The organism is Bifidobacterium jacchi, assembly GCF_009078285.1.
Lineage (GTDB): Bacteria > Actinomycetota > Actinomycetes > Actinomycetales > Bifidobacteriaceae > Bifidobacterium > Bifidobacterium jacchi.
On the sequence record NZ_RQSP01000012.1, the window covers coordinates 37,706 to 61,397 of the forward strand.

The following is a 23,692-nucleotide window of genomic DNA, read 5'->3' on the forward strand; positions in this document are numbered from 1 at the left end:
CCACGGCCGCCGCAGCGCAGCGAATCGCGGTCCCCTCAATCCCATACGCCGCTGACGCCGCCGGAACCGCCGGCTCAGCCCGATCCGCAAACCTCCCATGAGCCGCCGTCTCCGCCCGAGCCGCCGGCTACCCATGAGCCGCCCGTCGTGCACGTTTCCCATACGATTCCCGAGGCGGTCATCGACGGAGCCGACGATGCCGATGTCGTCGCCGCGCCGGACCTTTCCGGATTCACCAAGGCGGCCCTGCACGCCGATGCGACCGCGCACGGCTCCAGCATGCACCGCCGTCGCATGAGCGCCGAGCACATCGCGCGCATCCGTCGCAAACGCCGTCGCCGCCGCATCCTCATCGCCGTCGGGGTGCTGCTGCTCGCGCTGATCGCCTACATCGCGTACATCGGGTGGTCCGCGATCAAGGTCAAGAACGCCGTCACCCAGGCCTTGCAGGGCGCGACCTCCGCCCAGAACGCCATCAACTCCGGCGATCCCTCAGCCATCGCCGGCGCGGTCGGGCAGCTTTCGCAGGGCATCGACGCGGCCTGGAACGAGACGAGTTCGCCCGCCTGGGCACCGCTGGAATGGATTCCGTACTTCGGCGGCGACGTGGCGACCGCCCGCGACACGATCGACATTCTCCATGACGTATCGACGGACGCATTGCCCGGACTGGCGCGCGCGGCAAGCACGCTCAAGCTCGACTCGATCAGCGTCAAGGACTCCACCGTCTCCATGCCGGGGCTCGCGGCGAGCGCGCCCGATCTCGCGCAGGCGGCAAGCTCGCTGAACGAGGCGAAGGTGGAGCTCAACAATCTTTCACGACCGCACATCGGCCAGCTCGCCGACGCGCTCGACAAGGCGCGCAGCGGATTCGACACGATCGCCGGCACGGTGGACGTGTTCTCCCGCATCGCGCAGACCGCTCCAAGCATGCTGGATCTGAACAATCAGGATGAACGCACGTATCTGGTGATCGCGCAGAACAACGCCGAGCTGCGTCCGACCGGCGGTCTTCCCGGCTCGTGGGGCACGCTCACGGCCAAAGGCGGCAAGCTCACGCTCTCCGGATTCGTGCCCGAAACCGATCTGCCGCTGCTCAAGGAGCCGGTCAGCGAGGAGGATAGCGAGGAGCTGGGCCTGTTCGGCCCGAATCTGACCCTCAAACCGCATGATGTGAACTTCACGCCCGACTATCCGCGTGCCGCGAAGATCGCGTCCGACATGTGGAAGAAGGCGAAGGGCCAGCAGGTGGACGGCGTCATCATGATCGATCCGGTGCTGCTGCAGAACCTGCTTGCAGTGACGGGCGGATTCACCTCCAACGGCGTCACGTTCGACGGCACCAATACGGTGAAGCTGCTGCTGCACGACAGCTATTTCCAGCATCTGACGCCGAACGAGCAGGATGCGCTGTTCTCGATGGTGGCGCACGACGCGTTCATGCATGTGCTCAGCGCATCGAACGGGCAGTCCGTGGCGTTGATCAAGGCGGTGATGAACTCCGTCAACGACGGTCACCTCTACGTGTGGTCGGCCAGCGGCGACGAGCAGGTGCACATCTCGGGCACTGCGATTTCGGGCGAGCTGGAGACCAAGCCGGCCGAGCCGACCGCCAGCGTGTACTTCTCCGATGGCACGCAGGGCAAGATGGACTGGTATCTCGATCGCACCGTCACCGCCGAGCGCGTCGCCTCGCCGGACGGCGACGAAGGGTCGGAGCGCTATACGCTTCACGTGACGATGCGCAACACGCTTGCCGCGTCCGAGGTGGATTCGCTGCCCGCCTACGTCTCCGGCGAGGGCATGTCGGAACGTGACGCGTCGATCAAGCCGGGCGAGATCGTGACCATGGTGTACGTGTATGCGCCCGCCGAAGGCCGCATGACCGGATGGAAGCTGCCCGGCGACGCCAAGTTCGACATGCTCACCACGCACAAGGAGCTGACCGTCGCCGCGAAGAAGGTGACGCTCAAGCCCGGCGAATCGTATTCGTTCGACGTGACCGTCGCCGCGTCCCCCAAGGGTTCCGGCGCGGGACTGACCGTGCGCCAGACGCCGCGCATCGACGGCAAGCCGTCCGTGCAGTGGATCTCCTCGAAGAAGGACGATCAGTGAGCGGCGACAACGCGTATGCATCGCGCACGTGTGGTCTTTGTGGTGACCTTGCGCGCACGCGCGCGAATATACGAGACCGTCGTTATGATGGTGCAACGTATTCGTTGCTGTACCGCAGACTCCTGTGAACCAGCAGGATTCCTTGCATCAATGCATGCCAAATATACGACAATACCTAAGCGTCGCACATTGTTCAGGGATATGAAGGGAAAGAAAGGGCAATCGAGGTGAACATCACCGAACTGTTGAAGATTCTCAGGAAATTCTGGATTCTTGAAATCGTCATCTTCGCTGCAGTGACCGGTCTAGCCACCTGGCAGGTCAAGTCCGAGCCCCCGGTCTACTCGGCATCCACGCAGGTGCTCGTGCGCACGCAGGCCGGCAACACCGATCTGAGCGCGGTGAACGCCAACCTGTACGCCATCAGCAACCAGATGAGCACGTACACGTCGCTGGTGAAGACCGAATCGGTGCTGCAGCCGGTGATCGACCACCTCGGTCTCAAGACCACCGTCGGCGGTTTGGCCGGTAGCGTCAATGCCGAAGTCGGCAACGGCACGCTGATGACCATCACGGCCAACAACACCGATCCGCAGACCGCCGCCGACATCGCCAACGAGATCGCGACCAGCCTGCAGGACCTCATCGTCAACGACCTGTACACCGATGGCGGCAAGCTCACCACCCCCATCGAGTTCAACGTGGTCCAGAAGGCGTATGCGCCGGGCGCTCCGATTTCGCCGAACATTCCGGCCGGTATCGCCACCGGCGCCGCCATTGGCTTGGCGCTGGCCGTGTTCGTGGCGCTGGCACTCGGTCTGATGGATCAGAAGATTCGTCAGGTATCCGACGTCGAATCGTTGGTTGATGCTCCGGTGTTGGGCATGATTCCGCGCAATCCGGTATTCGCCGGCTCGGCCCCCGTCATCGTCGCCCAGCCGGGCGGCGCCGCAGCCGAGTCGATCCGCCGCATCGCCGCCAACCTCATGTTCGTCGTGCCGCAGGATGCGCCGGTCACCAACGTGGTCGTCGTCACCTCCGGTGCGGCCAACGAGGGCAAGAGCACGCTGTCGGCGAATCTGGCCGCTGCCTATGCCGAGAAGGGCGATTCGGTGCTGCTGATCGACGCCGATCTGCGCAAGCCTTCGATCGACAAGTACCTTGGCATCAACGGCGCGGTCGGCCTGACGCATCTGATCACCGGTCAGGCGGATTCCAAGACCGTGATCCAGCGCTACTGGAAGCGCAACTTCCACGTGCTGCCCGCCGGCACCCGTTCCGCGAATCCGAGCCTGCTGCTCAACTCCTCGACGATGCACAAGGCGCTGGAGCAACTGTCCGGCTACTACGACCACATCATCATCGACACCACGCCGATGGACGTGGCCAACGACGCCGCCGTCTTCGCCAAGGAAGGCGGACTGGTGGTGCTGGTCGTCGGCCAGAACGTCGCCACGAAGCGCTCGCTGCGCGGCGTGACCGGCGAATTCGGCATGATCGACGCGAAGATCACCGGCGTGGTCGTCAACTACGCGCAGGAAAGCAAACGCAAGGGCAAGAGCTACTACTACTATTCGGACGACGACGGCAAGGCCGTCACCACCGTCAAGGACGCGCCCGCAGTGTCCGAGGCGGCCGTCGCCAAGGCCATCACGCCGGACATGCCTTCCGGTGTCGCAGGCGGCGATGTGCATGTGCAGGCGCCGGCGATTCCCAAGCAGCACTGATCCGCAATTCAGCACTGATCCGCAATACCGACCAGCGGCACTGCCGGTGCATCTCGTCCGTAGGTCCGCGGCAGAGCGGTGGAGTTGAGCGGTGGCTCCGGTAGACGAGGGGCGTTGGCAAAGCCGACTGGGAGCAAGAGACTGGGAGAAGGACAGGAAATGGAGCGCAATCGCAGGATTCGCGTACTGCTCGTACTGGAGTCGCAGGGTGGCTCGCGGCGGCATGTGGTTGATCTGATTCACGGCCTTGACCAGTCCCGTTTCGAGCTTGCGCTGATCTACGGCACGTCGCGTATGGACGCGCAGTTCGTCGAGGGGCTTGATGATCTGCGCCGCTACGCCAAACTCATTCCCTGCGACGATCTGGTGCGCCCGATCTCGCCGAAGCATGAGCTCGCCGCGCTCAGGCAGGTGCGGCGCGTGATCCGCGCCTTCCGCCCGGACGTCGTGCACTGCCACAGCTCCAAGGCGGGCATCATCGGGCGGCTGGCCGCCAAGCGTGAGCATGTGCCGCTCGTGTTCTACACACCGCACGCCTATTCGTTCCAAGCACCGGAGTTCGGCGGGCGCAAGCGCGTGGTGTTCGTCGGACTGGAACGCTGGTTCAGTCGCCATGCCACCACGCGCACGTTCAACGTGTCCGCGGGGGAGCGTGATGCCGCCTTGGCCGAACGGCTCGACAAGCCGGGCAAGTTCCGCGTGATCGTCAACGGCATTCCCGATTCTCCGGTGCCGTCGCGCGCCGAGGCGCGTGAGATGCTCGGATTGGAATCATTGGGCGTGCCGGCCGGTGCCCCGGTGGTCGGCGTGACCGCACGCATGGTCGAGCAGAAGGATCCGATGACGTTCGCCCGCATCGCGGCGCGCGTGGTCGCGCAGCGCCCGGACGTGCACTTCTGCTATGTGGGCGACGGCCCGCTGGAGCCGCAGGTCGCGGCATGGCTTGCTGAGCGCGGCGTGGCCGATCATGTGCATCTGCTTGGCTATCGTCAGGATGCCGACGATGTGGTGGCCGCGTTCAACGTGTATCTGCTGACCTCGCTCTACGAGGGCATGCCGTATTCGCTGATCGAAGCGCTGCGTGCCGGCGTGCCGATCGCGGCGACCCGGGTGACAGGCAACGACGAGGTGGTGTGTGAGTCCGCCAGCGGTGTGTCTGCCAGCGGCAAACCGGCAAGCGGTGCGGCGGCAAACGAAAAGCTGGCAAACGGCGCGTTGTTCCCGGTAGGCGACGACGAGGCCGGTGCGCAGGCCGTGCTGCGGCTGCTGGGCAATCCGCCGAGCCGCGAGCAGGTGCGGGCCACGTATCTGGAGCGGTTCACGCTGGATCGCATGGTTGCGGCGATCGCCGGCGAATATGAGGGTAACGGAAGCGTCGGCGGCACGAACGACGTGAACGCGGCGAACAAGGCAGATCAGGCAGGCAAGACGAGGAGCGCGGCATGATTCTCATCAAACTGTGGTATCGGTTCACCGGACTGCTGCTGAAGGCGCTGTACCGCGTCGTGTATGGTCGGCGTATGCGCTGGGGGAGTGCACTGCATCTGCGCAAGGGCTTCCAGGCCACCTGCGACGGCGACGGCCGCATTGTGATCGGCAGCAACGTGTTCTTCAACAACGGCTGCGGGTTGCACGCGCGCAAGCTGATCGAGATCGGCGACGGCACGCTGTTCGGCGAGAACGTGCACGTCTACGATCACAACCATCGCTTCGCCGACCCCACGGTGTCGATCAAGGAACAGGGGTATTCCGAAGCGCCGGTGCACATCGGCAGCCACTGCTGGATCGGCTCGAATGCGACCATTCTCAAAGGCACGACGATCGGCGACAACAGCGTGATCGGTGCCGGATGCGTGATCAGCGGCGACATACCAGCCGACACCGTGGTCCGCGCGACCACCGACCTCACCTTCACGCCCATTCGTCGCCCCGGCGCGGATGCACCGACTCTGGCCCCGGCCGCATCCGTCGAGAACACGGCCGCGCAGCACACGAGTGAGTCAGCCTCCTCTGCACCTTCCGCCGAGGTTGCCGCGCGACGCGCGGGTGCGTCCGTCTCGGCCCCCTCTGATGAGGGGGCTGTCGCGCAACGCGCGGCTGGGGGAGAGACCGCGCGCCCCACTCCCGTCCGCGTCCTCGTGCTCGACACGGTCATGGACCGCGGCGGCGCCGAAACCATGATGATGAACTATCTGCGTCACATGGACCGCACCAAGGTCACCTACGACTTCCTCGTCAACCGCGAGTACCGCGCCGCCTACGAGGATGAGATCGAATCCCTCGGCGGTCGCATCTACCGCATGTGCCCGATGTACCCGCAGTATTTCAGTCGCTACAAGAAGGAGATCCGCGCGTTCCTCACCGCACACCCGGAGTATCGCATCATCCACTCCAATCTGGAGGAGCGCAGCTATTTCGGATTGCGCGAAGCCTACAAGCTCGGCGTGCCCGTGCGCATCGCCCACGCGCACAACCGTCCGGTCGGATTCAACCTCAAATCCATCTTCCGCGAATACTTCCGCATGCGTCTGCCCAAATACGTCACGCACATGTTCGCATGCGGCGAGGAGGCCGGCGACTGGCTGTTCGGCAAAAAGAACCGCGCCAAGGTCATCCAGCAGCGCAACGCCATCGATACGGCGCAATACCGCTTCGACCCCGCGATCCGCGCCGATGTGCGCGCCGAAGTGGGCACGGCGGCCGACACGTTCGTGCTCGGTCATGTCGGCCGCTTCTTCCCGCAGAAGAACCACGAGTTCCTCATCGACGTCTTCGCCGCATTGCACAAGGCGCGTCCGAACAGCGAACTGTGGCTGGTCGGCGGCGGCGAGCTGAACGACGAGCTCAAGAACCACATCCGCGCCAAGGTCGATTCCCTCGGATTGAGCGGATCGGTGCGATTCCTCGGCGTGCGCTCCGACGTGAACCGTCTGCTGCAGGGCATGGATGCGTTCGTGCTGCCCAGCCTGTTCGAGGGACTGCCGGTGACGATGATCGAGGCGCAGTCCTCCGGTCTTCCGTGCACGATCTCCGACCGTGTACCCGTGCAGTGCGATGTGACCGGCAACGTGCAGGTCGTGCCGCTCGCCGCAAGCCCCGACGAATGGGCGCGGCGCATTCTCGATCAGGCCGCCCATCCGAAGATCACGGATCGCGCGCAGGGGCCGGCACTGGTCACCAAGGCCGGCTTCGACATCGTGAAGAACGCGGCGTGGCTGCAGAGCTTCTATCTCGACGCCCTCGCCAAGGCGGAGCGCGGCGCTAAAGCGAACGGCGGCAGCGCCAACGTGAACCGCGGTGCCAGCAGCGCCTCCACCACTTCCGACTCCGCCACATCGGGGAGGCGCTGACGATGGCCGCCTCCTCGATGTACACCCGCTATCACCGCTCCACCATGAGTCGCAAAGGCCGGCGCAAGCTGGGCATGATGCTGGAGATGCGCAACAAGAACAACCTGCTTCTGATGATCTTTCCGGTGCTGCTGGTCGCCAAGATCATCGTGGCCAAGGTGCTGCCCGACAAGTATTTCTTCGACAACAACCGCATTCTGGCGATGGCGTTGGGAACGGCCGGAGACAGGGCGTGGGGCGGCACGTATGACACCGCTGCGAATCTGTTCCGCACGATCAACGTGATGCATCTTGAGACGATGCTGCAATGGTCGATCTGCCTTGGCGTGCTGTTCACGTTCCTGATTTCGGTGATGATCGCGCACGCCGATGCGCCTGACCTGTTGCAGACGCTGTTCATCCTGGCCACGGTGGGTCTGCTCAACATTTATATCTTCACCATCGGCAAGGATATCATCCAGTTCGTCTTCTTCTTCGCCGTCTATCTGGTGCTGATCTCGCCGATTCGCAGGTCGTGGGTCAAGTTGCTGCTGTGCGCCGCCATTCTGTATTACGAAAGCAAGATGTTCCGCGAGTATTACGCTCTGATCGCGGCGCTGGTGCTCGCCGTGTATGTGGTGATGACGTTCTTCCGGCGCAAGAAGCGCATCAACGGCATCGATGTGGCCGCTATCGTTGTGGTGTTGTTTGCGATCGTCTATGCGGCGATGGTCGCAGCCAGCATCATCATGCCGGGGGAGTACAAGACGATTCTCGATCTGCGTGCCGGCTACGACAAGTCGTTCAGTGACAACGGCATCACCGCCACGCTGATTCTCAACCGGATTCCCGGCGACGGACTGCCGATCTTCATGCTCAACTACGTCATCAACGTGTTCCGCATGATGATTCCGATCGAGCTTGCCCTGCGTGGCGCCTACTATCTGCCGTTCTTCGCTTTCCAGTGCATGGTGACCGCATACGTGGTCAATCTGATTCGTCAGATCAACCGCATCGATGACCCGATGCTGTACATCGCCTTGTACGTGTACATCGGATACGCGCTGGCATCGGTGCTGTTCGAGCCGGACTTCGGCTCGTGGACCAGGCACGAGGCGGCCACGTTCCCGGTGCTTATGCTGCTGGTGCTCAACCGCTACCAGCGCGTGCCGATCACCGAGGAGGAACGCATGCTCTTCGCGAGGCCTACGCTATAGCGACAGCATGCCGTTTACGGTGCCAATGTGGCCAAAGGCACGACCAGAACTCCGTCGTTTCGCCGATATGCAGCCGGTGTAGCGGTCAAAACCATCAGAAACGACGGCGCTCCCTCATGGTCTTGATCAATGCGATCAGCCAATTTCCGTAAATGAGTCGAAGCGAGATCGACCTGTTTTTCTCCCATCTTCACTTCGATCAGCGCCCATCGGCCGTCATGCAATACGATCACAGCATCAGCTTCAAGACCGGTCTTGTCCCGATAATGAAACACCTCACCGTTGAGAGCGCTGGCATATACCCTCAAGTCGTGGATACACATGGATTCGAACAGTAATCCGAAGGTCTCAAAGTCGTTCAACAGCTTATCCGGGGTGGCGCGCATGATAGCGCAGGCAATCGATGGGTCGCTGAAATGGCGGGTCGGGCTGGTCCTTACCGCAGTTTTGGAACGTAGTCGAGGATTCCATGCGGGAAGATCCTCGATGACGCACGCTCGAGTTAGTGCGTCCAAGTAGTCGGACAATGTGTTCTCCGAAGGCGGTTCGCCTTGCATATCGGCGGCAATGGTGGCTTGAGATGCCTGTGATGAGATATTACGTGCGTAGGAACGCATGATCAGCCGCATCCAGGTTTTGTTACGGGTCATTCCATCGATCCGGCTGATATCGGAATCAAGTAGCTCCTCAACGTAATTCACAGCCATTTGCAACGCTGAATCAGTGTCAGGTTCGATCACGGCTTCAGGCCAGCCGCCGCGACATAGTGCAAATGCGGTATCCTCAATATCAAAATCGGCAAAACCGTCGATGTCGCTAAAGCCGTCAAATAGGTGTTCGAGCGATACTGCACCGGTCGATTCCTGAGATTCGTACAGCGACATGGTTCTCATGGTTAATCGTGCGATTCTCCCCACACCGGAGTGGGCTGGCTCCTGTTGCGGAGTCGCTGAACCCGTGAGGATGAACCGCCCGCGTCCATGACCTCGATCGATGGCGAATCGAACGGCATCCCACAGCTGTGGAGCCATCTGCCATTCATCAATAAGGCGAGGCTCTTTACCTTGCAGGATAAGAGAAGGCTTCGTGTCGGCCAAAGCCATCAGGGTGGCACTTCGATCCGGGTCCTGCATGTAGACCTGACTCGCGGCTTGGCGCTCTGCCGTTGCGGTTTTGCCGCACCATTTCGGCCCTTTGATTTGAACTGCGCCAGAGGTCTTCAATGCCTTGGATAGCAGCCCGTCCGCGATACGAGGGAGATATTCTCCAATTCGATGAATGTGGTTCTTCTTCGGCATGAGGTTCTTCCTTGTGGGTATTTAGCATAAGACTCATCACATTGTATTGAGGAAGTTGGACTGTTTTGGTTGAGGAAGTTGGACCGTTTTGATTGAGGAAGTTGGACTGTCTATGAGTGTAGGTGGCTACCAAAAGGTCTGCCGCGTCGTCACCGACGGACTGCAATCAGGTATGGCATGCTGACAAGGCGCGCTTTGGAAAGCCAGCAGGTATGATCAAAGGCGGAATAGTGAAAGACAGGTATTCAACGCGTATGTTGAACCAAGCGGACCGTATGTTCAGGAGGTAGGGTCATGGTAGGTCGAGTGCATGTCGCCTTCTTCTCCGGTGACATCACACGTTCCGGCGGCACGGAGAACGTCTCCGTCATGCTTGCCAACGCCCTCGCAGAGGATGGGGCGTACGCGATCTCCTTCGTCAGCCTCTTCGAGGCCAATCCCACTCCATTCTTTCCGATCGACTCGTCCATCAGTCGCTTCGCGCTCTATCCGAAGCCCACGCACGGCATCCAGCACTATTTCGACACGGTCCGTCGGCTCAGGCGCATCGTCAGGCAGCAGCATGTCGACATTCTCATCGACATCGACGGCATCCTCGACATGTATGCGCTGCCGCTGAAACGCTCCACCGGCGTCAAAGTCATCTCCTGGGAGCATTTCAACTATCATCAGAATCCAGGCGTGCCCTATCGCAAACTCACCCGCCGCTGGGCGGCGCGCAAAGCCGATGCCATCGTCACGCTCACCGAAGCCGACCGGAATCTCTACAACGACAACGTGCATCCGAAATGCCCAGTCATCGCCATCGCCAACCCGATGCAGCCGGTCACGCCGCAACCGGTCTACCAAACCGATTCCCATATCATCATCAGCTCCGGCCGACTCACCTACCAAAAGGGCTTCGACATGCTGGTGGAGGTGGCCGCGCAGGTGCTGCCCAGGCATCCCGACTGGCAGTGGCTCATCCTCGGCGAAGGCGAGGATCGGCCCGCATTGGAGCGAAAGATCGCACAGGCCGGCATCGCCGGTCAGCTCATCCTCAAGGGCCGCGTCGAGAACATGGCAGACTACTATCGCAATGCCGCTATGTTCGTGCTCACCTCCCGTTTCGAGGGACTGCCGATGGTGCTGCTCGAAGCGAAGGCCAACGGGCTACCGATCGTCAGCTTCGACTGCGAGACCGGGCCGGCCGACATCGTGCGCGACGGCGTGAACGGCGATCTGGTGCCGGAAGGCGACATCGACACGATGGCGGAACGCGTCAACCGGCTCATCGACGTGCCGAATCAGCGCGAACTCTATGCGCGGCACGCCTTGGACGGCGCGGAGAAGTTCTCGATGACCCGTATAATCATCCAATGGCACGATCTGCTGCTCCGAGTGGTACAGGAGGCGAATTGACGGACATGGCTGCGCATGCACGACGGGTGGTCTCCGGTGTCGCGAATCACAGCAATGGCGGTGAGCGCGTCAGCACTGCTATGCCCGTCAGCGCCGCAAAACGAGACGGTGTCAGACGCGGCAGAAGAGTGCGGCATAGAAAAACCCGAAACTCCAGCATTGAGCTGCTGCGCATCATTGCCATGCTCATGATCACAGCCCACCATTATCTGCTCGGCAGCGACATCTACCTCATGACCCAGCCGTTCGGTATCAGCAAAGTACTTCTGGAGACTTTTCTATATTCGGGCGGGAAAATCGGAGTAGTGGTGTTTTTCGCCATCTCCGCTTGGTATTTGTCCGAACACAGCACCATCCGCAGCTCGCTGCGACGCGTATGGATACTGGAACGTGAACTCCTGTTCTGGGGGGTGACGTGTCTGACTGTTGGCGTGGTGTTGGTGCCGCACGATGTCACTGCCACCGTGATCATCAAATCCGTTTTCCCGTTGTTGTCCGATTCCTGGTGGTATGCCACTGCGTATTGCGTTTTCCTACTGATGCTCCCGTGCCTTGCGCCTGCCCTGCGCATGTTGGGGCGTCAACGTCACGCTTATCTGGCGGTGACGATGTTCCTGCTGTGGACTGTGCTGCAAGGATTCGTCCCGGTGTTCGCGGTGGGGCTTCATGGCGGTGATTTCCTCAGTTTCGTTTATCTGTACATATTGATGACCTATTATCGCTGGTATATGAGGCCGATGTCGGTGCGGAACGCCTGGATTATGCTGGTTGCCGGGTACGTTCTGATCCTCTGCAGTGTGGTCGCCGGGGGACTGATATACCACTACACCGGCAACATGGCTAAGATTCAAACGGTGTTGCTGAGTACTGAATACAAGTTGCCGACCATGATGGTTGGTTTTGCGCTGTTTGTGCTCTTCATCAATAACGAGTTCTATAGCCGTACCATCAATTTCATAGCCACATCGGCGTTTTCGGTATATCTCATCACCGACCATCCGATTATCTATAAGTACATCTGGCATGGTATGCTCAGTCTGAGCAGATTCTACGATTCTCCGTTCGTCGTGTTCATCGTCATCGGCGTCGTTATTGCGTTCTATGGCGTATGTTTGGTATTGGATCATATTCGTCTCGGATTGTTCCGCGTGACTGTGGACCGACATCGCGGCCGCTGGTTCGACCGGCTGTGGGATCATGCCACCGCGTCACGGATCGGCCAATCCGTTCAACATGATGGGGTTGCAAAGAATGGGTGACAATAATCGTAAGCGGGTGCGCAATTCGAATGTGGAGGCGTTGCGCTTGATGGCGATGCTTCTGGTGGTGTTCAACCATTTCCTATGGAACGTTGATGCCATTCTTGACGGAAGTCAGGGAGCTGATCGCTATGCGTTGCTGAACGCCTTGGGAATTCTTCAGAATTTCGGCGGTGTCGGCGATGACCTGTTCTTTGGGATCAGCGCTTGGTTCCTGTGCGCGGAGAACATTTCGTTGAAGCGGGATCTTAAACGCACATGGGTGTTGGAACGCCAGTTGTTGTTCTACTCCATTGTGCTCTTCGTCATATCGACGGGCATATGGCTTCGATTCGGCATCGGGGACTTCAGCTGGAAGACTGTGGCGGTCGATGGCGTGACTTCATTGTTCCCCATCGTTACCGTGCGCTGGTGGTATCCCACGAGTTACGTGGTGTTCCTGTTGTTCCATTCATGGGTCGATTCGGCTTTGCGCGCGTTTGGCCGCAGGACGCATCGCAATCTCGCCGTCGCGATGATCATCGCATGGGGAATCGTCCCCTACTACGACATCGTAGGCTATTCACCCCTCCTGTTCCTGTATTTGTATACTGTGTTCTCATATGTGCGTTGGTATATGGTGGACAGGATTTCGTCGCCATCCGCTACGACCAGAATGATAGTCATTGGCCTGCTTCTTGGCATCGTCTCGAATATCGTGGCACAGTTCCTCTCTCCCAACGCGCCCGTGCTCGCGGTTTGGATGAACAAGCCGAGGTGCATCCCGTCGCTGCTGATCTCATTGGGCCTGTTGGTCAAAGTCACTCAGGCAAAGCCCCGATATTCGCGTGTCGTTAACATGTTCGCGGGCTCCACGCTTGCGGTGTATCTCATGATTGGTTCGATGCTCCCCAGATATGCGGCCATGGCATGTGACGCCCTTGGCGCTTCGGGCTGGATGCGTTACGGCGAGGAGTTCGCTGTTGCTGTGGCGTTCTTCTGCGGGGGAATCCTGATTGATCTTGCGCGGCGGGGACTGTTCGCCGTCACGGTGGATCGTCGGCCCGGCATGTGGTTCGAAAAAGTGTGGACCACAGTCGTCCAGCGCGATATATTTGAAGCATGTGTCCGTCGGGTAGATGCGGCATTGACTGGAACTTCGACAAAAAACCATTTCAAGAAGGGGTGATGGTGGCGATGCGCAGTGGAATGGATGTGGCCGATCACCTGTTCCCCGACACTGGTGATGGTGCGCAATCATGAACGACAAGATATCGCTGGTCATTCCAGTCTATAACGCCGAATCATCGTTGCGGCGCTGCGTCAGCAGTATCTGCGTTCAGACATACCGGCATCTGGAAATCATCATCGTAGATGATGGCTCTACCGATGGCACTGCCCGGTTGTGCGAATCCCTGTCTAGGGAGGATTCCCGTGTCAGGGTCATTCATCAACGCAACCAAGGTGTTTCGGCGGCTCGTAATGCCGGACTGGACATCGCGACGGGGCAATGGATCATGTTCGTCGATGGTGACGATGAGCTGTTGCCTGAGGCATGTGAGACACTGATGCGTCAGGTGGGTGGATCCGCCGTTGATGTGGTCCTGTTCGGCTATGAGACGGCGCAGGAGAGCCGGGAACGGGGAATGACGAGTGTGGATCGCTCTATGCGCGACATGCGCGATCTGAGCCAAGAGCATGCTTTGGATATGATCCTGTCGCCTTCCGGCAACAAAGGGTATGTGTGGGACAAGCTGTTTTCGGCGGCCGTATTGGGCGGCCCGGGCAATGCGGCACAGGAAACCGCTTTGCGTTTCGATCCGGATATACACTTTTGTGAGGACCTGCTGTTCTGCGTCCAAGCGGTGATGCGCGCGAAGCACTTCGGATGCATCGAAGCACCACTATATGTCTATCAGGCCAATCCCGATTCCGCCACACACGCCATATCCTTCAAGACCCTCACGCTGCGTAGGGCCTTTCAACGGATACTGGGTATTGTGCCGGATGGCAGCAGATCTTTGGCACGGTCGGAATACGCCGTGCTGGCTATGGAATTGTTCTATTGGGCCTATGAGACGGGCAATGAGGATGAGATACAGGCTAACGGCGCAATAGTCCGGGATAATTGGGCTGCATATCGCAAACACGCGCGGCTGTATTCGCGCAAGGTCAGGGTGCGTATGACGGGATTGCATTATCTCGGAGGTGTGTGGTGCCGGTCATGGGCTTGGATGAAAAGAAGGCTGCATGGCGTACGCTCAGTGCATTCATAGCGACGGGCATACGGATTCCGGCAGAAAACCATTGGCATGTGTGAAGACGACACGATATGCCGATATGAATGGGGAGCTTTGAATGATGAGCAAGACCTTGGTTTCGATCATTGTTCCGGTGTATGGCGTCGAACGATATCTGGATCGGTGCATACGCAGCATCGTGAATCAGGATTACCGCGAGTTGGAAATCATCGTGGTCGATGATGGCTCTCACGACGCATGTCCCCGGATGTGCGATGAGTGGGCCAAACGTGACGCCCGCATCCGGGTGATCCACAAACCCAATGGGGGACTCGCTTCCGCAAGGAACGCCGGTCTTGATGACATCCGTGGCGATTATGTGACGTTCGTGGACAGCGATGATTGGGTGGAACCCGACTACGTCTCCGGTTTGAAGGGCTGGATGGATGACAGCCAGGCCGATGTTGCCATGTGCGCGACCGAGGTCGATTATGATGATGGGACCACGGCACTCGAACCATGCGCCACACCACCGGGGTGCTGGGACGGCGACACGGCGATGAAGGGATTCCTCTATCATCGCGGATTCACCGGAGCGGTCTGGGGCAGGATGTTCGATGCACGGCTGTTCCGAGGAGATGACGGGATACGCTTCTACGAGGGACTGAACAGCGAGGATTATTACGTTCATGTCCAGGTGTTCTCACGGATGCGCATGATGATCGTGCAGAACAGGCATCTGTATCATTATTGCCGTCGATCGGACTCGATAACCACGTCGGGCGTCAACGAACACACCTTTGATGAGGTGAAGGTCGCCGACCTTTGCGTCCGGTATCTGGAGGGCATTGGCTATGCGGATAGACCGGCCATGGATTTCTTCGCTATGCAGGGTCGCGCCGATGTGATGTTCTCGCTGTTCCGGCGTCGTGCCACGCCTAGGATGATGCGCGAATACGGCAGACGGATCAGAGCCTTTGCCAAGCCGGTGCTCGTCAATGGCGAGGTCAGTGCGATCGACAAGGTCCGTCTGCTCTGCTTGGCGTGTTTCCCTGTAGGATATTACCGATTGCAGCGGCTGGTGGGCAAGGTCTGAACTGGAGCGATGCCGTGATGAGGAGAGGGCTGATTGGCATGAACGTAACGAAGGGTATGGCGAAACGGAGCTTTCTTGGCTTGGATGCAGCCAAACTGGTGGCCGCGGTGCTGGTGGTGGTCACGCATTCGCAGGTGCTGCAATCCGCGCCCGCGGTGGTGTCACGCCTGACAGGCGTATTCATCTCCCTTGCCGTTCCGTATTTCTTCATTGTGTCGGGATTCCTGAATTTCCATCTGGCGCATGGCGACCATGACGAACAGCTCAGGCGCACATGGAAGGCCGCGGGCGTCGGCCTATGGCTGTATGTCGCTTGGACCGTCATCTATCTGCCGGCATCGATCATCTCATTCGTGCTGGAAGGGGCAGGATTCAACCTGAAGACCATCATCCGTTACGCGCATAAGATCATATTCGTCGGGGAATGGCAACTTTGGTTCCTGCTGTCCATGGCCATCGGGTACGCGGTCATTCATGCCATGCTTCGCGCCGGGGCGTCAATGAAGGTTGTCGTTGCCGTTGGTCTTTTCAGCTATGTGGTGTCGTGCATCATCGAGGTGTTCCAGCGCATTCCTGCCAAGGATCTTCCTGCTGGAATGGCACGGGCTGTCAATCTGTATTCCTTGGTATTTGCTTCGCCTCGTGTTCTTTTTCAGGGGATCGCCTATATCGTCATCGGTATGATACTCGCACGGGGGTATGCGCGAATCCAAGAGCTGCTGCGGCGTCCTGCGCTATTTGGCTGCATATTAGCCGTCTGTATCATTACTCTGACTGTACTGAACTATCAGACAATGGTATCAGCCGATGCTTTGATATCCGCAGGACTGTACGGCGTATTGCGATTCATACTGGCCGTGGTGATCGCCGTGGCGACTCTGGGATGGGTCGGGTCTGACAGGAGCGGCATGTTCCGGCACATGCGTACGTTGAGCGCGACGACATATCTCGCTCATGTGTATTTCCTCCTGATATTCACCGTTGTCGCAACGGGCGGCACCAGCATTGAACTGACATCGGACATCAATCATGGTCTGGCGCTGCTGTTCGCTTTGATCGGCTGTGCGGCCACTTCGGCGTTGGCATCGGCAGCCGGGCGAAAACATGCGTTCGTCGCACAGTTGTTCCACTGTTAGGTGCGGCATTTCGGAATTGATGAGGAGATGACGGCGATGATGAAGCATCGGTCTGAGACTTATGCCCGTACCCGGAACAGGAATGTGCGCAATTCCGCACTGATGCAAGCACAAGGAATGGATGACGACATGCTCTGCCTGTGTGATGTGTGGAGTCGAATTCTGAAGATATCGGTCTCTTCCTCAGTTGTTGAGGCATATGCAACGTGTCGATACGGCATAATGATACGGTACGCTGGTTTCAGATGTCGGATACGCTTCATATACACTACATAGTGAATGAGAAATAGTCGGAGGAGAGAAATCATATGAGCGACAAGCGTTTATGCGCGTTCATCCTGCCGTATTATGGCACTTTGCCTAACTATTTCCAGCTGTTCCTCAATTCCTGCGGAGCAAATCCGGAATACGACTGGCTGTTGTTCACTGACGACCACACAGCCTTCCACTATCCCGAAAACGTTCATGTGCATTATGAAGCGTTCGCGGATATGCAAAAGCGTGTGCGTGAACGGTTCCACGATGAGGCTGAGTTGAGGACACCATATAAATTATGTGATTTTAAACCGATATACGGTTTCCTTTTCGAGGAGTATCTTGCCGATTACCAATTCTGGGGATATGGGGATTGTGACGTGATACTCGGACGATTGAGTCATTTCATTACCGATGAGATGTTTGAGAGGTACGACAAGATATTCTCCGTTGGTCATTTGACACTGATGCGTAACACTAAAGAAAATAATCGGGGCTTCATGCTTCCCCTCGACGGTAAACTCATCTGGCGTGAGGTGGTGAAATCTGATAAAATATATACTTTTGATGAGAGCTACCTTTCTACCAATATTAATCGGATTTATCAACAGCATGGGATTCCTGTGTATACAGCGGATTTGTCCGGAAATACGCGAGTTTCTGCAGGTATATTTGAATTAGTGCATTTTGATCCAATACTCAATGTGTATATGACGGAAGCTTCATTACATGCGGTCTACTTGTGGGATAACGGTAGACTCACGCGTAGCTATCATCAGCTTGGTGAGTTTGTTACTAGGGAACTCATGTACATGCATTTCCAACGCCGTGCCATGGATGTTCGACTGGACGATGCTCATATGCAGAAATTCAAGATCCTGCCGGGATCATTCGAACCTCTGGAAGTCGATGAGATCACTCGTCAGAACTTCCGCTCGATACGGTGGAAGCGCTCCGGAGACCAGATCAAGCATCGGTGGTCGATCATCGCCGGCGACGCGAAATTCTGGCGTAAGAAGATCATCGCCAAGTTGCTCCACCGGTAGCGTCGATGGTGCTAGGCGGATGTGTTCTAAGGATAGTTGGAGGTGTGATGGTAGAGATTATTCGGAAGACAAATCATTACCATGCACGAGCGGAGCGGTCTTCATCATGGGTTCGTCTGCATACCGATTGCCGTTGATGTGTTCGTCGCGCTTGATAGAGGTGGAACGGCACCATTTGATGAGTTTGTTTCAACGGGAGGTAGCGAAATGGGTGAATCCGATATAAGCGCAGTAATCGCTGATGAAAGCGTGACGGGTGGTGGAACAGCAGCAGATGTTGTTTCCGTCATTGTGCCCGTTTATAACGTCGAACAATATCTGACTGAATGCATCGATAGTATTCGTGCGCAAACCTACGTTGCGCTCGAGGTGATTCTCGTGGATGACGGCTCCACAGATAGCAGTGGTCGTTTGTGCGACAACTTTGCTGCGCAAGACTCACGTATCCGGGTGATTCATCAATCTAACGGAGGTGTTGCGTCGGCACGCAACCGCGGGCTCGACCAAGCCACGGGAGAGTGGGTGCTGTTTGTAGATGCTGACGACCGTCTTCGGTCTAATCTGGTTGAACGTTGCATGGACGCGCTGAAACGTGTCCATGCGGACATTGCGGTATTTCAGTATCAATCGGTGGACGAGAATGGTGAGCCTCACCCATATGACGGGCCGCTCAATCAGTACACCAAGGAAGAAACGCTGTCCGGAGACGACGCCATCGAGCGTGCTCTCGATGGGCCGATCGAATACTACCCGTGGTGCTATATCGCACGTCGTTCTCTGTATGGAGGGACAGAGCCGATTCGCTTCCCGGAGGGGCGTGCCATCGAGGATGAGGGCACGGTATATAAGCCCCATGCGTTGGCACGTGCCGTCGTGTATTTGCCACTGCGATTGTACGAGTATCGGCAACGTTCTGTGTCGCGGATGCACAGCAGCAAGGCACCGGAACTGGCACGGGCCCGTGAACAAAACGCATGGGAGATGTACCTGTTTTTGCGCGATCGGATTTCCTCGTTGTCATTGCGGCGGACACTGTTGGCAAAAACGATTGAGATGATCATCAGCGCTCAGTATGGTTCGTTGCGCGCTGGCGCAGGTTCGCTTACATCCGCGCAAACACATTTGGATATGCTTATGAGCGATCCGGATATGCAGTCCAACCTGCTAGGCTTGGGGCTTCGCGTGCGGGCCTTCGCCATACGTCATCACTGCGACAGGACGCTCGCGGCCCTCGAACGGTTCACGCGACGTGGCTGAATGCATGCATCAACAAACGGAAGGTAATGGAGATAATGACCATAAAACAGCAAGATGCGCCGGTACGTATTCTTCACTGGGGTCTGATGGGAGGCCGCGGCGGCATTGAGATGTTCATCATGAACCTATATCGGAAGATCGATCGCGATAGAGTGCAGTTTGATTTTCTGGACGGCCATGCGCATGTGCAGCCTTTCGAGGAGGAGATCAACGACCTTGGCGGTCGGGTTTTCCATGTGCTATACACACAGAAAGAAGCTCCATTCACTGCGAACCGTCGTCTGCTGCGGTTCTATCGTGAACATCAAGAGATCGGTGGCGTGCATGTACATGCGAATTTCCCCTACGCCACTCCGTTGAAGGTGGCGAAGCAGGCCGGCATCGAGCTTCGTGTTTTGCATTCGCATAACTCGCAAGGGACTCCGCTGCCGAAGGATCCGGTGAAGCGCGTCTTAGCCAAGGCCCGTGCGTTGAAGGTGGCGCATGAGATCGACGCGTGTCCGTCCCATTACTTCGCCTGTTCCAACACCGCCGCGGAATTCATGTTTCCCGGCAAACCCTACACATGGGTGCGCAATGGCATCGATACCGCCGAGTATGATTATTCGCCGATTGATCGCGCTCGGGTGCGCGCCGATTTGGGTATCGAAGACCATACGGTTGTAGTGGGCTTCTGCGGGCGTCTAAGGGAACAGAAGAATCCGCTGTTCGCTGTCGATGTGTTTGCACAATACCATCGTCTCAACCCGGATTCTGTGTTTGTGGTGGTCGGCAACGGCGAACTGGACGAGCCGATGCGCGGTCGCGTTGCCGAATCGGGTCTTTCCGACGGAGCAGTGCGGTTCCTTGGTGGGGAACGTTCAGACGTGAACCGCATCTATCAGGCGATGGACATATTGCTCATGCCGTCTCGCTATGAAGGATTGCCGCTGGTGCTGATCGAAGCGCAGACAGCTGGATTGCCATGTCTGGTTTCGCAGAAGGTAATCACCGAGCAGGTCAAGGTGACCGATTTGGTGCGCTTCCAATCGTTGGAAGCCGCGGCGCAGGAATGGGCAGCAGCACTTGATGAGATGACAGAGCGTATTCCCCGGCGTCGCGGTTATCAGACTGAGGTGTCCGCCAGTGGGTTCGATATGAGTACTACTGCGGCAACGCTTGCGGATTTCTATACGGAACACGCCGGACGGCACTGAATCAAGACCGTGATGCAGTCTTGGATGTACATGGATTCGGAAGGTACTAAAGACATGCTAATTATAGGCATTTATTCGTATACGTTTGCATAAGTGATGCAAGATCGGAGAACACTCCTATATGTTGGTGAAAGAAAAAGAACGATGCGGCAGAGTGACGGTGACTGTTATTGTCCCGGTTTACAATGTTGAAAACACGCTGAATAGGTGTGTGGATAGCATTGTCAATCAGACATATACGGATTTGCAAATCATCCTAGTTGATGACGGTTCGCCGGATGGTTCCCCGGCGATGTGTGATGCATGGTGTTCCCACGATTCACGTATCGAAGTGATTCACCAGCGGAATAAAGGTCTTTCTGGTGCTCGTAATGCCGGATTGTCGAAGGCAGTCGGCGAATATGTTGCTTTTGTGGACAGTGACGATTATGTCGAACCTGATTTCATTGAGAGTATGATTAACGCGCAGACTGCTACGGGTGCGGACATGGTGATTTGCTCTGTAGCAGAAGAAACCGCTGATGGTGAGAATCAGTCTACGGGCGGGATTGTTAATTCCGTTGAAGTCATTGATGTGCACGAGTGTTGTCGGCGTATGGATTGGCGCTATATAACCGTATGGAATAAGCTGTATGACCGGCGTCTATGGAAGCGTGTTTCTTTTCCTGAGGGGAAAATACATGAAGACGAATATGTCTTCCAAGACATTGTTTCACAATGCTCTGCCATAGTTGTCTTGCCGGATGAACTATATCATTATGTCGAGAACAATGCGGGTATTATGCATGAACGTTTTTCGACGCGCAATCTGGCTCGACTTCAGTCGTATGTGCGGAGGATGCGTTTTTTCCGGGATCGTGATTACAAAGATTGCATAGGCGGACTGTTCACCATGATTATGCTGGATGTGGGACGCGCTGGAGTTTTGGCGCAGGATTCGCCGGAATCTTGGGGGGAAGTCAGAGAGGTATTAGGACAGGTGCGGGCGCTTCCATATGATGTATGGTTCAGCCTTTCGGCTAAACAGCGTATACGGTTCCTGCAGCTGAAGTTGTGCCCATACTTGCTGATGCGCGGATTGGCGGATAGACATAAGGAATGGGCCAGTCACACGGGAAAGAGTGGCGGGTTGCGTTAAAACCCTGGCAGGCGAACGCTTCTCTTCACACCCGCACCGCGGCCCCAGCTTCATCACAAACTGGCGAAGACACTAACAATGCAGCGTCTGTATCCTCTTATGGCTTATGGCACCAGTGGGATAAAGAGCTTGGGTGTTTGAAGTCCAGCATGCCACTCGATATGATACTCATAAGTATCATACTCATAAGCATCATAAGTGAGGGCGTATGGCTGGTGCAAGGTTCGTTGGGCGTGAGCGAGAGCTGCAGACGCTGACCCGCATGTGGAAGCGTGACGACTTCCAGATGATGGTGCTGTACGGGCGCCGTCGTATCGGCAAGACCGCATTGCTCGATGAGTTCGCGGAGGGGAAGCGCACGCTGTATTTCACGGCCCGTCAGCAGACGTCCACCGCGAATCTGCGTGATTTCTCGCGCGCGATATACGGTTTCTTCGATCTTCCCGCATCATTGCCGGCCTTCGCGCTTTGGCAGGATGCGTTCGACTTCATCATCGAGCGGCAGCGCGGCCAATCGGCATCGCGTCTGCTGCTCATATTCGATGAGTTTCCCTACGCTGCCATGAGCGAGCCGTCGCTCCCGTCGACGCTGCAGATCGCCATCGATCATGGTTTCAAGGATGCGTCGGTGATGATGGTCCTGTGCGGTAGCAATGAAGGGTTCATGGAAAGCGAGGTGCTGGGTGTGAAGAGCCCGCTGTATGGTCGTCGGACCGGGCAGCTGAGGCTCACGGCATTCGACGCCTTCGATGCGGCGCTCATGCTGCCGTTCGCGTCGCCGGAAGACGTGGTGCGATACTATGCGACCTTCGGCGGCACGCCGTACTACCTCAAGCAGATTCAATCCGGCTTGTCCTACGAAGAGAACGTCATCGATCTGCTGTTCGACACCAGTGGATTGCTCTATGAGGAGCCGCTGATGCTGCTTCGTCAGGAGCTGCGCGACCCGGCCGTCTACAACTCGGTCATGGATGCCATCGGCACCGGTGCGAACCGACAGAACACCATCGCGGACAAGGCCGGACTGGCGTCGAGCTCCAGCGTCAGCAAATACCTTGCGGTGCTTGCCGATCTGGGATTGATCGAGCGCCATGTGCCGTTCGGCGAGGATTCCGTGCGATCGCGCAAGGGACTCTGGCGGATCAGGGATCCGTTCTTCTCCTTCTGGTATCGATTCGTCAGTCCCCATGCGCCGGAAGTGGAGAACGGTGACGGCGATATTGCGGCGCGTGGCGAGGTATTCGGGCCGGCACTGGATACGTACGTAGGGCAGATATTCGAGGATGTCTGCCGCCAATGGCTGATTCGGGCGAATCGTGGTGGGCTGCTGCCGTTCATGGCGACCCGATTCGGCAAGTGGTGGGGAAATGATCCACGGTTGCGCGAGCAGACCGACATCGACGTGATCGCCGCGAATCCCGGAACCAAAAGCATCCTGCTTGGCGAATGCAAGTGGCGGGAATCGCTGGATGTTGCCGAGACGATGGAGACGCTCAGGTTCCGCTCCGCTCTGGTCAAGGGATATGAGCATCACGGCTTCGCCCTGTTCCTGAAAACCGACGCTCTGGTGGACGCCGCCAGACGGCGCGCAGAACCTGACATGAAGGTGTACGGCGTCAACGACATGTTCCACACTGCGCGCGCGAAATAAAAAGCGCCTTATGGACAGCATATTCAACCAGCTTCTCAACGTCAAAGGCTTGGTCGTCGGCCGCGAGCGCGGGGCGTCTGGTGTCGGCCGGCCGATGAGCATAGGGGCATGGGCAGTACTGGGAAGTTATGCAAAGGGAAGTGGTGACATGCCGTCTCCAGCGACAGGGCGAGTTGCTGAGTGGAGATGGCGTACCGGGATGCTGTCGTCGGAAAGAATGGCGGAACTGGATGTGAGGTGGCATCGGTGGGCGGCGTGCTCTTATGGCTGTGTGGTGACGTCCATCCGCATGTTTTCTGCGCGGCGATACCTTAGGAATCGTGTATGATCCATGCATCTGTTACCCTAGGAA

General features: G+C 57.7%; 17 protein-coding genes. 16 read left to right on the forward strand and 1 reads right to left on the reverse strand.

What is annotated here, in order from left to right; genetic code table 11:
• Positions 1-147 precede the first annotated feature (147 nt).
• From EHS19_RS04920 to EHS19_RS04940, 5 genes are all read left to right on the forward strand, one after another.
• Positions 148-2,115, forward strand: coding sequence for a DUF4012 domain-containing protein (locus tag EHS19_RS04920; RefSeq protein ID WP_175578311.1), 1,968 nt, complete (start codon positions 148-150; stop codon positions 2,113-2,115).
• Positions 2,116-2,342: 227 nt separating this feature from the next.
• Positions 2,343-3,842: a tyrosine-protein kinase domain-containing protein gene (locus EHS19_RS04925; protein WP_151916676.1), complete on the forward strand. Its 1,500-nt coding sequence runs from the start codon at positions 2,343-2,345 to the stop codon at positions 3,840-3,842.
• 159 nt (positions 3,843-4,001) lie between these two features.
• The gene (locus EHS19_RS04930; RefSeq protein WP_175578312.1) at positions 4,002-5,288 is read left to right on the forward strand and encodes a glycosyltransferase family 4 protein; all 1,287 of its coding nucleotides are present in this window, start codon (positions 4,002-4,004) and stop codon (positions 5,286-5,288) included.
• Positions 5,285-7,192 (forward strand): glycosyltransferase, encoded by a 1,908-nt coding sequence (locus EHS19_RS11320; protein ID WP_151916677.1) that lies wholly within the window; start codon positions 5,285-5,287, stop codon positions 7,190-7,192. Before EHS19_RS04930 ends, EHS19_RS11320 begins: the two co-directional genes overlap by 4 nt.
• Positions 7,193-7,194: 2 nt before the next feature.
• On the forward strand, positions 7,195-8,388 hold the full coding sequence (locus EHS19_RS04940; RefSeq protein WP_151916678.1) for a hypothetical protein: 1,194 nt from the start codon (positions 7,195-7,197) through the stop codon (positions 8,386-8,388).
• Between the two features lie 14 nt (positions 8,389-8,402).
• Here EHS19_RS04940 and EHS19_RS04945 read toward each other — a convergent pair whose 3' ends face one another.
• Positions 8,403-9,686, reverse strand: a complete 1,284-nt coding sequence (locus EHS19_RS04945) for an ATP-binding protein (RefSeq protein WP_151916679.1) — start codon at positions 9,684-9,686, stop codon at positions 8,403-8,405.
• 294 nt (positions 9,687-9,980) lie between these two features.
• Between EHS19_RS04945 and EHS19_RS04950 the strand changes: the two genes are divergently transcribed.
• The 11 genes from EHS19_RS04950 (at position 9,981) to EHS19_RS05000 (ending at position 23,340) form a co-directional block, all read left to right on the forward strand.
• Positions 9,981-11,087 (forward strand): glycosyltransferase family 4 protein, encoded by a 1,107-nt coding sequence (locus EHS19_RS04950; RefSeq protein ID WP_241677086.1) that lies wholly within the window; start codon positions 9,981-9,983, stop codon positions 11,085-11,087.
• A gap of 5 nt (positions 11,088-11,092) precedes the next feature.
• Positions 11,093-12,346, forward strand: coding sequence for an acyltransferase family protein (locus EHS19_RS04955; RefSeq protein WP_206666325.1), 1,254 nt, complete (start codon positions 11,093-11,095; stop codon positions 12,344-12,346).
• Positions 12,339-13,514, forward strand: coding sequence for an acyltransferase family protein (locus tag EHS19_RS04960; RefSeq protein WP_151916681.1), 1,176 nt, complete (start codon positions 12,339-12,341; stop codon positions 13,512-13,514). Before EHS19_RS04955 ends, EHS19_RS04960 begins: the two co-directional genes overlap by 8 nt.
• 70 nt (positions 13,515-13,584) lie before the next feature.
• Positions 13,585-14,601, forward strand: coding sequence for a glycosyltransferase family 2 protein (locus EHS19_RS04965; RefSeq protein ID WP_151916682.1), 1,017 nt, complete (start codon positions 13,585-13,587; stop codon positions 14,599-14,601).
• Positions 14,602-14,683: 82 nt separating this feature from the next.
• Positions 14,684-15,661 (forward strand): glycosyltransferase family 2 protein, encoded by a 978-nt coding sequence (locus tag EHS19_RS04970; RefSeq protein ID WP_151916683.1) that lies wholly within the window; start codon positions 14,684-14,686, stop codon positions 15,659-15,661.
• A 56-nt stretch (positions 15,662-15,717) separates the two neighbouring features.
• Complete coding sequence (locus tag EHS19_RS04975; RefSeq protein WP_175578314.1) at positions 15,718-16,797, forward strand: acyltransferase family protein; 1,080 nt, start codon at positions 15,718-15,720, stop codon at positions 16,795-16,797.
• Between the two features lie 308 nt (positions 16,798-17,105).
• Entirely contained in the window at positions 17,106-18,098 is a 993-nt protein-coding gene (locus EHS19_RS04980) for a DUF6625 family protein (RefSeq protein WP_151916685.1), read from the forward strand.
• A gap of 207 nt (positions 18,099-18,305) precedes the next feature.
• Positions 18,306-19,355: a glycosyltransferase family 2 protein gene (locus EHS19_RS04985; RefSeq protein WP_175578315.1), complete on the forward strand. Its 1,050-nt coding sequence runs from the start codon at positions 18,306-18,308 to the stop codon at positions 19,353-19,355.
• A gap of 35 nt (positions 19,356-19,390) precedes the next feature.
• On the forward strand, positions 19,391-20,551 hold the full coding sequence (locus EHS19_RS04990) for a glycosyltransferase (protein ID WP_151916687.1): 1,161 nt from the start codon (positions 19,391-19,393) through the stop codon (positions 20,549-20,551).
• A gap of 121 nt (positions 20,552-20,672) precedes the next feature.
• Positions 20,673-21,689, forward strand: a complete 1,017-nt coding sequence (locus EHS19_RS04995) for a glycosyltransferase family 2 protein (RefSeq protein ID WP_151916688.1) — start codon at positions 20,673-20,675, stop codon at positions 21,687-21,689.
• Between the two features lie 208 nt (positions 21,690-21,897).
• The gene (locus EHS19_RS05000) at positions 21,898-23,340 is read left to right on the forward strand and encodes an ATP-binding protein (RefSeq protein WP_151916689.1); all 1,443 of its coding nucleotides are present in this window, start codon (positions 21,898-21,900) and stop codon (positions 23,338-23,340) included.
• Positions 23,341-23,692 lie beyond the last annotated feature (352 nt).